Below are 12,519 nucleotides of genomic sequence, written 5' to 3' on the forward strand. Positions count from 1 at the left end.
AGATCAAAGATCAACAGCACAGCGGCCTACAGGCCGGCTTGAGTGGTGTGAAGCAAAGGCAACATCAAGATCAAAATCTACAGCGGGCACGGTCAAATGTGGGAGCTGGCTTGCCTGCGATGCAGACAACTCGGTACATCAGACACACCGAGGTGATGCCATCGCAGGCAAGCCGGCTCCTACAGAAAAGCAGCTCTGCTTTCGCTTTGGCTTTTGCTCTGGCTTCTACCACTCAAGCCGGCCTGTAGGCCGCTGTGCTCTTGCTTTTGATCTTGATCTGGCTCTGACTGCCCCAATAAGCCCGAGGCCGAACGCAGGGATTGAGGAGCGGGTAAACCGGCAGGACGCCGGTTTAGCCGCGACGGGGCAGGGACGCCCCGTCGCGGCGGCCCGCGGAGCAATGCCGGAGTGAGGGAACACCGAGCCTAGGCGAGGTGCCGACAGGCGGGGCAGAGCCCTTTGCTTACTTTGGGGCTTTTCCAAAGTGAGTCGCTGTAAGAGCGAAACCATAGGAAGCCGTTACCGAAGAAATGGATATACCCCCCACCCAAAGCGATACAAAACCCAATACCGACACTAAATTTTGTGTTTGATATTAATTTCCGTATCGCTTATAAAGTTCTCCATGCCTACGACAAAACACAAGGCGGGAGACCCCCCATGTACGCACAGCTTGTAGAAACCGGAGTAAAGCGCATCAAGGACCTCTCGGAGATGTCCGACCAGGAGCGCGCCTTCCAGGAAAAGATCGATGCCGAAATCAAGATCGAAGCCAAGAACTGGATGCCCGACGCCTACCGTCAAACCCTGATCCGCCAGATCTCCCAGCACGCCCACTCGGAAATCGTCGGCATGCTGCCCGAAGGCAACTGGGTCACCCGCGCCCCTACCCTCAAACGCAAACTGCAACTGATGGCCAAGATCCAGGACGAAGCCGGCCACGGCCTGTACCTGTACAGCGCCATGGAAACCCTGGGCGCCGACCGCGACGAAGAAATCGCCAAGCTCCACAGCGGCAAGGCCAAGTACTCCAGCATCTTCAACTACCCAACCCTGAACTGGGCCGACATGGGCGCAGTGGGCTGGCTGGTAGACGGCGCCGCGATCGTCAACCAGGTGGTGCTGCAGCGCACCTCCTACGGCCCCTACTCCCGAGCCATGGTGCGCATCTGCAAGGAAGAAAGTTTTCACCAGCGCCAGGGCTATGAGCTGCTGCTGACCATGATGCGCCAGGGCACACAGGCGCAAAAAGACATGGTCCAGGACGCGATCAACCGCCTGTGGTGGCCGTCGCTGATGATGTTCGGCCCCAGCGACGAACACTCCCCCAACAGCGCCCAGTCCATGGCCTGGAAGATCAAGCGCCAGAGCAACGACGAGCTGCGCCAGCGCTTTATCGACCAGACCATCCCGCAGTTGGAGTTGCTGGGCTGCACCTGCCCCGACCCGGACCTGAAGTGGAACGCCGAGCGCGGCCATTACGATTTCGGCGAGATTCAGTGGAGCGAGTTCTACGAGGTGCTCAAGGGCAATGGCCCGTGCAACCAGGAACGCGTCGCCACCCGCCGCAAAGCCATTGAAGACGGTGCCTGGGTGCGCGAAGCCGCCGTCGCCCACGCCCGCAAAAAACAGAACAAGAACGCCGCCTGATCGGCCACCTGATGTGGAGTCACCGTTATGTCTGAATGGACCCTGTTTGAAGTTTTCGTGCGCAGCAAGCACGGCCTGAATCACAAGCATGTGGGCAGCGTGCATGCCGCCGACACCACCATGGCTATCGAAAACGCCCGGGAGTTGTACACCCGGCGCAGTGAAGGCGTGAGCCTGTGGGTGGTGCCTTCGGCGCTGATCACCGCTTCGTCGCCGGACGAGAAAGACCCGCTGTTCGACCCCGCCGACGACAAGGTCTACCGCCACGCCAGCTTCTATGAGTTGCCGGCTGAAGTCGGACACATGTGAGGTCGACCATGAACACTGAAACCGATCTGATCGAATACCTGCTGCGCCTCGGCGACAGCGCCCTGATCCAGGGCCAGCGCCTGTGCCAGTGGTGCGGCCACGCGCCGGCGCTGGAAGAAGAGTTGGCGCTGATGAACGTCGGCCTCGACCTGGTGGGCCAGGCGCGCAATTGGCTGGAGTACGCCGCCGAGTTGCTGGACGACGGGCGCGACGCCGATCACCTGGCCTTCCGCCGGGACGAGCGCGCCTATCGCAACCTGCTGCTGGTGGAACAACCCAACGGCGACTACGCGGTGACCATCCTCAAGCAATTCCTGTATGACGCCTGGCACTTGCCGGTGTTGAGCGGCCTGGCCCAATCCAGTGACGAACGTATCGCCGGCATCGCCGCCAAGGCTGTCAAGGAAGTCACCTATCACCTGCGCCGCTCCGGCGAATGGGTGGAGCGCCTGGGAGACGGCACCGACGAAAGCCACACGCGCATGCTCGCGGCGATCCCCGAGCTGTGGCGCTTCACCGTGGAACTGACCAGCGCCGACGACAGCGAACAGCGCCTGAACGCCGCCGGCATCACGCCGGACTCCGCCCAGGTCGGCGCAGCGTGGCAGGCCAAGGTCAGCGAGATCTTCACCAGCGCCACCCTGCCCCTGCCGCCTGCCGCGAGCTACTTCTACCTGGACGCCCGCCGTGGCTTGCACAGCGAGCACCTGGGGATTTTGCTGGCGGAAATGCAATTCCTGCCCCGAGCGTACCCCGATGCAACCTGGTGAGCTGATCGCCAGCGACCAGGGCGCACGGCCGGCGCAACCCACCGACCTGGCCGCCGCGTGGGCCACCCTCGCCCAGGTCATGGACCCGGAAGTGCCGGTGGTGAGCGTGGTCGACCTGGGGATAGTGCGCGACCTTGACTGGCAGGCCGGTCATCTGCACGTGGTGGTCACGCCGACCTACTCCGGCTGCCCGGCCACTGAGGTGATCGAGGGCGATATCCGCGATGCCCTGGAGCAAGCGGGTTTTCGTGCGCCGCAACTGGAACGCAAGTTGACCCCGGCCTGGACCACCGACTGGATCACCCACAGTGGCCGCGAACGCTTGCGGGCCTACGGCATCGCACCGCCCCAAGGCAGTAGCAGCAAGCGCAGCCTGCTCGGCGAAAGCCCGGTGATTGCCTGCCCGCAATGCGGCAGCTCTCACACCGAAGTGCTCAGCGAATTCGGCTCCACCGCCTGCAAGGCGCTGCACCGCTGCCGCGACTGCCTCGAACCGTTCGACTATTTCAAGTGCATCTGAGGGGCCAGTGGCCCGCTTGGTTGGAGAACAACAATGAGCAAATTTCACAGCCTGACCATCAAGGATGTGCGCAACGAGACCCGTGACGCGGTGTCCATCGCCTTCGAGATTCCGCAGCACCTGCAAGACAGTTTCCACTTCACCCAGGGCCAGCACCTGGTGATGCGCACCCGGCTGGATGGCGAGGAAGTGCGCCGCTCCTATTCGATCTGCACCGGGGTCAATGACGGTGAACTGCGCATCGCCATCAAGCGCGTGGCCGGCGGTCGGTTCTCGGCGTTTGCCAATGAGCAGCTCAAGGCCGGGCACAGCCTGGAAGTGATGCCGCCCGCCGGGCATTTCCATGTGGACCTTGATCCCGCGCGCCATGGCAATTACTTGGCGGTGGCGGCCGGGAGCGGTATCACGCCGATCCTTTCGATCATCAAGACCACCCTGCAAACCGAGCCCCATAGCCGCGTGACGCTGCTGTACGGCAACCGTTCCAGCTCGGGAGCGCTGTTTCGCGAACAGCTCGAAGACCTGAAGAACCGCTACTTGCAGCGCCTGAACCTGATCTTCGTGTTCAGCCGCGAGCAGCAGGACGTGGACCTCTACAACGGCCGCATCAACGCCGACAAATGCGAGCAACTGTTCTCCCGCTGGCTCGACGTAAAAGCCCTCGACGCGGCCTTTATCTGCGGCCCCCAGGAAATGACCGAAACCGTGCGCGACAGCCTCAAGGCCAAGGGCATGGCGCCCGAGCGCATTCACTTCGAACTGTTCGCCGCCGTCGGCAGCCAGCACAAACGCGAGGCGCGTGAAGCGGCGCGGCAAGTGGATGCGGCGGTCAGCCAGATCACCGTGATCAGCGATGGCCGCGCCCTGGCCTTCGACCTGCCGCGCAACAGCCAGAGCATTCTTGACGCGGGCAACGCCCAGGGCGCCGAGCTGCCGTATTCGTGCAAGGCCGGCGTGTGCTCCACCTGCAAATGCAAGGTGATCGAAGGCGAAGTGGAGATGGACAGCAACCACGCCCTGGAAGACTACGAAGTAGCCGCCGGCTATGTGCTGTCGTGCCAGGCGTTCCCGGTCAGCGACAAGGTGGTACTGGATTTCGATCAGCTGTAACGCGTGCCGCAACACCACAACCACAACAATAAAAAGGAGCACACCGTCATGACCCCCGACGATATCGAACGCATCTGTCGACATCCCGATTTCATCCAGTTGGTACGCCGCAAACAAAACCTGTACTGGTCGCTGTCGCTGATCATGCTGGTGATCTATTTCGGATTTGTGCTGTTGGTGGCGTTCTCCCCGGCCACCCTCGGGCAGTCGTTGAGCGGCGGCGTGACCACCGTGGGCATGTTGGTGGGTGTGGTGATTGTGCTGCTGGCGTTCGCGCTGACCGGCTTTTATGTGTACCGCGCCAATCATGTGATCGACCCGCTGAACGACAAACTCAAGCAGGAGTGCGCAGCATGAGCCGGCTGGTGGCGTGGTTTCTCCTGCCTTTGGCGTTGGCCACGGACTTGGCGGTGGCCGCCGATGGCGCGTCCCGGCCATTGAACTGGAACGCCATCGGCATGTTCCTGGTGTTCGTGCTGTTCACTCTTGGCGTCACCCGTTGGGCCGCCCTGCGCACCCGCTCCGCCAGCGACTTCTATACCGCTGGCGGCGGCATGAGCGGTTTCCAGAATGGCCTGGCGATTGCCGGCGACATGATCTCCGCCGCGTCATTCCTCGGCATCTCGGCGATGATGTTCCTCAACGGCTATGACGGTCTGCTCTACGCCCTGGGTGTGTTGGCCGGCTGGCCGATCATCCTGTTCCTGATCGCCGAACGCCTGCGCAACCTGGGCAAATACACCTTTGCCGATGTGGTGTCCTACCGGCTGGAGCAAACGCCGGTGCGCCTGACCTCGGCCTTCGGCACCCTGACCGTGGCACTGATGTACCTGGTGGCACAGATGGTTGGCGCCGGCAAGCTGATCGAGCTGCTGTTCGGCATCGACTACCTGTATGCGGTAATGCTGGTGGGCGTGCTGATGGTGTTCTACGTGACCTTCGGCGGCATGCTCGCCACCACCTGGGTGCAGATCATCAAGGCGGTAATGCTGCTGTTCGGCACCACCTTCATGGCGTTCATGGTGCTCAAGCACTTTGGTTTCAGCACCGAAGCGATGTTCGCCGGGGCCACCGCCGTGCATGCCAAAGGCAACGCGATCATGGCGCCGGGCGGCTTGCTGTCGAACCCGATCGATGCGATTTCCCTGGGCCTGGGCATGATGTTCGGCACCGCCGGGCTGCCGCATATCCTGATGCGTTTCTTTACCGTCAGCGATGCCAAGGAAGCGCGCAAAAGCGTGTTCTACGCCACCGGTTTCATTGGCTACTTCTACCTGCTGCTGATCATCGTCGGCTTCGGTGCCATCGTCATGGTGGGCACCGATCCAAGCTTTCGCGATGCCAATGGCGCAATCATCGGCGGCGGCAACATGATCGCCGTGCACCTGGCCCAGGCCGTGGGTGGCAACCTGTTCCTCGGGTTCATTTCAGCGGTGGCCTTCGCGACCATCCTGGCGGTGGTGGCCGGGCTGGCGTTGTCCGGCGCATCGGCGGTGTCCCACGACCTGTATGCCTGCGTGATCCGCAAGGGCCAGGCCAGCGAGCAGCAGGAAATCCGCGTGTCGCGCATCGCCACGCTGTGCATCGGCGTGTTGGCGATCATCCTCGGCCTGCTGTTTGAGTCGCAGAACATTGCGTTCCTGTCCGGCCTGGTACTGGCAATCGCCGCCTCGGTGAATTTCCCGGTGCTGTTCCTCTCGATGTACTGGAAGGGCCTGACCACCCGTGGCGCGGTGACCGGCAGCCTGGCGGGGCTGGTCTCGGCCATCGTGCTGCTGGTGCTGAGCCCGGCGGTGTGGGTCAACGTGCTGCATTACGACAAGGCACTGTTCCCGTACTCCAACCCGGCCCTGTTCTCCATGAGCCTGGCGTTTTTCAGCGCCTGGGCCTTTTCCGTCACCGACCGTTCGCCCCGCGCCGCCATTGAGCGCGGCCGCTACCTGGCGCAGTTCATCCGCTCCATGACCGGCATTGGTGCCGCAGGCGCCAGCAAACACTAACTCTCTTTATCCAACCCGGAGGAATCGTGATGCCTCACGCCCCTACCCTGCAAAGTTTTATCGCTGGCCGCTGGATCGGCCAACACGGCGCCCAGGTGCTGCGCAGCGCCATCGACGGCCACGAGCTTGCGCGCACTCATGAAGAACGTCCGGACTTCGCCGAAGCCATCGAGCACGGGCGCCGCCAGGGTGTCAGCGGGCTGATGGCCCTGGACTTCCAGCAACGGGCCCAGCGCCTCAAGGCTATAGCCCTGTACCTGAGCGAGCGCAAAGAGCAGCTCTACGCCCTCTCCCACCACAGCGGCGCGACCCGTGCCGACAGCTGGATCGATATCGAAGGCGGCAACAGCACGCTGTTCACCTACGCCAGCCTCGGTTCGCGGGAATTGCCGTCGGGCAATATCGTCCACGAAGGCCCGGCAATGCAGTTGAGCAAGCTGGGGAGTTTCGCCGGTACGCACATCCTGGTGCCCCGTGGCGGCCTGGTGGTGCACATCAACGCGTTCAACTTCCCGATCTGGGGCATGCTGGAAAAATTCGCCCCGAGCTTTCTGGCGGGTATGCCGTGCATCGTCAAGCCGGCCAGCGCCACCAGCTACCTGACCGAAGCCGTGGTGCGCCTGATGGACGAATCCGGCCTGCTGCCACCGGGCAGCCTGCAACTGGTGATCGGCAGCACCGGCGACCTGCTCGACCGCCTGCAAGGCCAGGACGTGGTGACCTTCACCGGCTCCGCCGACACCGCGGCCAAGCTGCGGGTCAACCCGAACCTGATCCGCAACTCGGTGCCGTTCAACGCCGAGGCCGACTCGCTGAACTGCGCGATCCTCGCCCCGGACGTCACCCCGGACGACGAAGAATTCGAGCTGTTCATCAAGGAAGTCGCCCGGGAAATGACCACCAAGGCCGGGCAGAAATGCACCGCCATTCGCCGCGCCATCGTGCCGGCCAAACACATCGATGCGGTTGCCACTCGCCTGCGGGACCGCCTGAAAAAAGTCGTGGTGGGCGACCCGTCGGTGGAAGGCGTGCGCATGGGCGCGCTGGCCTCCCACGATCAACAGAAAGACGTGGCCGAGCGCCTGGAAAGCCTGTTGCAGAGCAGCGACATGCTGTTCGGCGCCCGCGACGGGTTTGAGCCGCGCGGTGAAAACGTCAGCCAGGGCGCGTTCTTCGCCCCGACCCTGCTGCAGGCACGCGACCCGCACGCTGAGGGTGGCGCCCACGACATCGAGGCCTTCGGCCCGGTCAGCACCCTGATGGCCTACGACGACCTGGACGAAGCCCTCGCCCTGGCCGCACGCGGCAAAGGCAGCCTCGTCGCCAGCCTGATCACCAAAGACCCGCAGATTGCCGCCAAAGCCATCCCGGTGGCAGCCGCCTGGCACGGCCGCCTGCTGGTGCTCGACCGCGAATCCGCCGCCGAGTCCACCGGTCACGGTTCCCCCCTGCCCCAGCTCAAACACGGCGGCCCGGGCCGCGCCGGTGGTGGTGAAGAACTCGGCGGCCTGCGCGCGGTGAAACACTACCTGCAACGCGCGGCGGTCCAGGGCTCGCCGACCATGCTGGCGGCCGTCACCGGCGAATACGTGCGCGGCGCCAAGGTCATCGAGACCGAAGTGCACCCGTTCCGCCGGTTCTTCCAGGACCTGCAGATTGGCGAATCGCTGCTGACCCACCGCCGCACCGTCACCGAGGCCGACCTGGTGAACTTCGGCTGCCTGTCAGGCGACCACTTCTACATGCACTTCGACGACATCGCCGCCAAGGAATCGCAATTCGGCAAGCGCATCGCCCACGGTTACTTTGTGCTGTCGGCGGCGGCCGGTCTGTTTGTGTCCCCGGCGCCGGGCCCGGTGTTGGCGAACTACGGGCTCGACACCCTGCGCTTTATCAACCCGGTGGGCATTGGCGACACCATCCAGGCGCGACTGACGTGCAAACGCAAGATCGACCAGGGCAAGAAGAGCCCGCAGGGCATTCCCCAGGGCGTGGTGGCGTGGGATGTGGAGGTGACCAACCAGTTGGGTGAGTTGGTGGCCAGTTATGACATCTTGACGTTGGTGGTGAAACGCGAGGAGTGATCGCTCAGACCAATGTGGGGCTCGACAGCTCCCACATTGGATCTCGGTTGATCAGGAGAGTGTGTTTGCCTCCCGCCTGATTGATTTTTTGCGCCGTACAACACACCGTAGGGATCGTTTTTCCAAAAGGTGACGCCCACCGTGTCCGACTTCCCCCTCATCAAAACCGAACGCCTGCGGCTCAGGGAACTGACACCGCAGGACGCAGCGGTGCTGTTTGCGATTCATGGCGATGCGGAGGCGATGAAGTGGTTCGGCACCGATCCGCTGACCGAGCCTCGGCAAGCGGAGCAATTGATCGAGCTGTTTGCCAGTTGGCGCACCTCGGCCAATCCGGGGGTTCGCTGGGGGATTGAGGACACCGCCACGGCAGCGCTGATCGGCACCTGTGGATTCTTCAAATGGAATCGTGGGTGGCGAAGCTGCGCCATCGGGTTTGAATTAGCGCAATCGGCACAAGGCCGCGGGCTCATGACGGAGGCGGTTTACGCCGCCGTTCAATGGGCGTTCCAGCACATGGCGCTCAACAGGATCGAAGCATTGGTCCACCCCGACAACACCCCGTCGCTGAACCTGCTTGAAAAAGCCGGGTTCGTGCGTGAAGGCACATTGAGGCAGGCCGGTTACTGGAACGGAAGTCACCAAGACCTGGTACAACTGTCGCTGCTGCGGGAAGAGTGCGAATACCTTTAGCCGCTTACAATCGTCTGTGCCCGCACAAACCCTTCGTCTTCATCAGGCGGTTCAAGCATATTGAACACGCTTTTCAACGCCTCCTCCGGCACCCTCTTGTCAGCGCTGCGTTGTGCGTTTCGCGCTAACGCCAGCTCCAAGGGTGCGCTCACCAGGATGCCCGTTACCGGGATTGCATATTCCCTGATGATGGAAAGCAGCTCCTCCCGATGACGCCGCGCCGGCAAGGCTGCATCAAAGACGATCGCCCCGCGCCCCAATCGCTCAAGGTTCTCCGACACCCAGCGCGACTTGCCAGCCCCTTGCACGCCCATGACCACATACACATGAGCGCCCTCTGACGCTTCTGAGAGCACGAGCCTCAACCGCGCATACGCGAGCTGCCATGCCTGTCGATTTCGCTCAGGCGTGAATTCCCTGCCGAACTCGGTTTCCAGATAGTCGTCCGGGTTGATCACCAGGGGCAGGTCCATCGACTGATCCTCCATCAAAAAGGCACGTCACCCAAAATCGTCGCGCGGTGCATCACCCGCCTTTGCGGCCGGTAATCATCAATCGCGTAATGCTGGGTAATGCGGTTATCCCAAAACGCTACATCATTCGCCTTCCACCGCCAACGCACGGTAAATTCCGGGCGGCTCACGTGGCTGAACAACAGCCGCAGCAGCGCCTCGCTTTCTGCCGCCTCAAGCTCGTTGATTCGCGTGGTGAAGCCTTCATTCACAAACAATGCCTTGCGACCCGTAGCGGGATGGGTCCTGACCACCGGGTGTGACAGCGGCGGGTGATCCTTCCTGGCTTTTTCGTAGCGTTCCAATGCTTCGGGCGTGCTGCCAAACCGTTCGGTGGGAAAGGACTTGGTCAACTCGTGGGTAGCGGTCAGGCCATCAAGCAGGCGCCGGAGGGGGGCCGATAACGCTTCGAACGCCGCCACGCCATTGGCCCACAACGTATCCCCGCCGAAGGCCGGCACTTGCCTGGCCGCCAGCACGGAGCCCATCGCCGGCACCGTGAGGAAGGTCACGTCGGTATGCCAGATGGCGTTGTCGCGTACATCGGTCACGGCGGTGTCGATCAGCAGCAGTTCCGAGTGCTGATCAACGTGCGGATAAATAGGATGCCGGTGCAAATCACCAAACCGCGCGGCAAACGCTACGTGCTGCGCTGGGGTAATGGCCTGGTTACGGAAGAACAACACCTGATGCTGCAGCAGTGCTTGCTCCACCCAGTCGCGCTGTTGGTCAGTCAGAGGCCGGGACATATCCAGCCCCTCAACCTCGGCGCCGATGGCAGGGCCAAGGGGATGAAGTGTCTGGCCCATGATTACTCTCCGACGAACTTGTCGCTGACAAAGGCTGAATAGTCCGGCAGGACCTTTTCGATTTTCCCCTGCTCCTTCAGAAATTCGGCGGTCTTGGCGATTTCCTTGGCAGTGCCGCCGGCGAGGTATTGGGCGCTTTTCTGTTCGGCGGCTGTCGGGAACGAAGAGCCTTCGAGCAGTTCGGGAATGTCCGCAGCGTTGGCCCCGGTGAGCCGGGCGATGCTCTTCACAGGGGCAGAGTCAGCGGTCCAGTCCTTTTTATGCGCCGCATAATCGGCAATGGCTGCCAGGCTGACCTTGGCAAAGTCGGCCACGACCTTGGGGTTCTTTTCGGCGAAATCCTTGCGTGCGACCCACACTTCAAAGGTCGGCGCGCCCCAGTTTGAAACCTCGCCAGCGTCGGTCAGGATCTTGCCGGTCTTGCGGATTTCACCCAGGGCAGGCGACCAGGTAAATGCCCCGTCGATATCGCCACGGGCCCAGGCGGCGGTGATTTGCGCCGGTGTCAGGTTGACGATGTTGACCTTGCGCGGGTCCAGGTTCCAGTGCTTCAGCGCACCCAGCAGGCTGTAATGGGAGGTCGAGACAAACGGCACGGCGACGGTTTTGCCGATCAGGTCGTCAGGGTTCTTGATCCCGCTGCCGTCGCGCACCACCAGAGCCTCGGAACTGCGAATCTGTGCGCTGACAATGAACGCCACCAACGGCATGTTGCGCGAAGCTGCTGCGGCCAGCGGGCTGGAACCCAGGTTGCCGATCTGTACATCGCCGGACGCCATGGCCGCCAACACGGCCGGGCCCGCATCGAATGCGCGCCAATCGATTTTCTGGCCAATGCCCTGTTCATATTCGCCATCGGCAATCGCGCGTTTGATCGGGTCGATGCCGTTGATGTAGCCGAAGGTGAGGTCAGCGGATTGAGCACTTAGGGAAAGGACAGCGAGGCCCACAGCCGAGAAGAGATTCCGGGCCAGTTTCAGCGTTTTCATTTTTATAGATTCCTGAGCGGATAAGACTTGAGCAGCGCGGTTCCCGGCTCTCCAAGGGTCAACTCAGTTAGATGATATTGATCTATAAAAAATAAAATAAATAATTTTATGGAATTAGCTTAGAGCCTCTGCAGGAGCGAGCTTGCTCGCTCCTGCAGGGTTTCACTCTTGAACGTCCATGAACTCTTTGGCCCAGTTCACGTAGGTATCGGGGAACGTGTAGGTATGGGTCAATTCGCTGGCCGTCAGGTTTGACGTGCTGCGCGTAAGGTTGCGCTGCTCGCGAAGGCTGTCGTAGGTGGCCTTGATCGAGGCGAAGTAGGCGCCGTGGCCCGCCACCACGATCCGCACGCCCAGTTTCGCCAGGCGTTCATTGTCGTTGAGGTTCGGGTTGGCGTAGGTCACCAGCATCAGCGGCACCGTCAGGCCTTCAGCGATCTGTTCAAGGTGGTCGAAGTCACGGATACCCACCATGCAGATGCCGTCTGCACCGGCCTCTTGATACGCCTTGGTACGATGGATAACGTCTTCCACCGGCAGCACGGCGGCGTTGGTCCGGGCGATGATCGAAAGCTGCGGGTCGACCCGCGCCTCCAGCGCCGCCTTGACCTTGCCCACGCCCTCTTCGGTGCTGATGAGGTCGGTGGATTTACGCCCGAACTGTGCGGGCAGCAAGGTATCTTCAATCGTCAGCGCCGAAACGCCCGCACGCTCCAGTTCCTGGACGGTGCGCATCACGTTCAGCGCATTGCCGTAGCCATGATCGGCGTCGGCAATCACTGGAAGTTGCGCCACCCGACCGATCCGGGTGGCCTGCTCGACGAACTCACTCAGGGTAATCAGCGCAAAGTCCGGTGCAGCCAGGACCTGCAGCGACGCCACCGAGCCTCCCAGGATACCGACTTCAAAGCCCAGGTCCGAGGCGATCCTGGCCGACATAGGGTCAAATACCGAGGCCGTGTGAAAGCAGTGTTGGGAGGCCAGCAACTCGCGAAACGAGCGCCGTAGATCCTGGTGGGAAATTTTCGACATGTTCACTCCTCACTGTCGCCGTATACGCGGGAACGACCAGT

At 62.1% G+C, this 12,519-nt stretch carries 13 protein-coding genes and 1 pseudogene; 10 read left to right on the plus strand and 4 right to left on the minus strand.

The window, feature by feature from the left end; genetic code table 11:
* The 10 genes and pseudogenes from P3C29_RS22825 to P3C29_RS22870 all read left to right on the plus strand — a co-directional run.
* Positions 1-248, plus strand: a pseudogene (locus P3C29_RS22825) (hypothetical protein); the annotation flags it as partial.
* 412 nt (positions 249-660) lie between these two features.
* Complete coding sequence (paaA, locus tag P3C29_RS22830) at positions 661-1,650, plus strand: 1,2-phenylacetyl-CoA epoxidase subunit PaaA (protein ID WP_003208897.1); 990 nt, start codon at positions 661-663, stop codon at positions 1,648-1,650.
* 27 nt (positions 1,651-1,677) lie between these two features.
* Entirely contained in the window at positions 1,678-1,959 is a 282-nt protein-coding gene (paaB, locus tag P3C29_RS22835; RefSeq protein ID WP_003208899.1) for a 1,2-phenylacetyl-CoA epoxidase subunit PaaB, read from the plus strand.
* Between the two features lie 8 nt (positions 1,960-1,967).
* Positions 1,968-2,729, plus strand: coding sequence for a 1,2-phenylacetyl-CoA epoxidase subunit PaaC (gene paaC, locus P3C29_RS22840; RefSeq protein WP_275965506.1), 762 nt, complete (start codon positions 1,968-1,970; stop codon positions 2,727-2,729).
* The gene (paaD, locus tag P3C29_RS22845; RefSeq protein WP_201123164.1) at positions 2,716-3,249 is read left to right on the plus strand and encodes a 1,2-phenylacetyl-CoA epoxidase subunit PaaD; all 534 of its coding nucleotides are present in this window, start codon (positions 2,716-2,718) and stop codon (positions 3,247-3,249) included. Before paaC ends, paaD begins: the two co-directional genes overlap by 14 nt.
* 33 nt (positions 3,250-3,282) lie before the next feature.
* Complete coding sequence (gene paaE / locus P3C29_RS22850) at positions 3,283-4,359, plus strand: 1,2-phenylacetyl-CoA epoxidase subunit PaaE (protein WP_275965507.1); 1,077 nt, start codon at positions 3,283-3,285, stop codon at positions 4,357-4,359.
* A gap of 48 nt (positions 4,360-4,407) precedes the next feature.
* On the plus strand, positions 4,408-4,716 hold the full coding sequence (locus tag P3C29_RS22855; RefSeq protein ID WP_275965508.1) for a DUF485 domain-containing protein: 309 nt from the start codon (positions 4,408-4,410) through the stop codon (positions 4,714-4,716).
* Complete coding sequence (locus P3C29_RS22860) at positions 4,713-6,359, plus strand: cation acetate symporter (RefSeq protein ID WP_010173639.1); 1,647 nt, start codon at positions 4,713-4,715, stop codon at positions 6,357-6,359. Before P3C29_RS22855 ends, P3C29_RS22860 begins: the two co-directional genes overlap by 4 nt.
* Positions 6,360-6,388: 29 nt before the next feature.
* On the plus strand, positions 6,389-8,443 hold the full coding sequence (gene paaZ, locus P3C29_RS22865; protein WP_275965509.1) for a phenylacetic acid degradation bifunctional protein PaaZ: 2,055 nt from the start codon (positions 6,389-6,391) through the stop codon (positions 8,441-8,443).
* A 141-nt stretch (positions 8,444-8,584) separates the two neighbouring features.
* The gene (locus tag P3C29_RS22870; RefSeq protein ID WP_275965510.1) at positions 8,585-9,136 is read left to right on the plus strand and encodes a GNAT family protein; all 552 of its coding nucleotides are present in this window, start codon (positions 8,585-8,587) and stop codon (positions 9,134-9,136) included.
* Here the strand turns inward: P3C29_RS22870 and P3C29_RS22875 are convergent.
* The 4 genes from P3C29_RS22875 to P3C29_RS22890 all read right to left on the minus strand — a co-directional run bounded on the left by P3C29_RS22875 (position 9,133) and on the right by P3C29_RS22890 (position 12,478).
* Entirely contained in the window at positions 9,133-9,609 is a 477-nt protein-coding gene (locus P3C29_RS22875) for an AAA family ATPase (protein WP_275965511.1), read from the minus strand. The genes P3C29_RS22870 and P3C29_RS22875 overlap by 4 nt on opposite strands.
* 14 nt (positions 9,610-9,623) lie before the next feature.
* Positions 9,624-10,457 (minus strand): taurine dioxygenase, encoded by an 834-nt coding sequence (gene tauD, locus P3C29_RS22880; RefSeq protein ID WP_275965512.1) that lies wholly within the window; start codon positions 10,455-10,457, stop codon positions 9,624-9,626.
* A gap of 2 nt (positions 10,458-10,459) precedes the next feature.
* Positions 10,460-11,446, minus strand: coding sequence for a taurine ABC transporter substrate-binding protein (gene tauA, locus P3C29_RS22885; RefSeq protein ID WP_275965513.1), 987 nt, complete (start codon positions 11,444-11,446; stop codon positions 10,460-10,462).
* Positions 11,447-11,608: 162 nt separating this feature from the next.
* Positions 11,609-12,478 (minus strand): oxaloacetate decarboxylase, encoded by an 870-nt coding sequence (locus P3C29_RS22890; RefSeq protein ID WP_010173651.1) that lies wholly within the window; start codon positions 12,476-12,478, stop codon positions 11,609-11,611.
* Positions 12,479-12,519 lie beyond the last annotated feature (41 nt).

This window comes from Pseudomonas sp. 1912-s, assembly GCF_029269205.1.
Taxonomy (GTDB): domain Bacteria; phylum Pseudomonadota; class Gammaproteobacteria; order Pseudomonadales; family Pseudomonadaceae; genus Aquipseudomonas.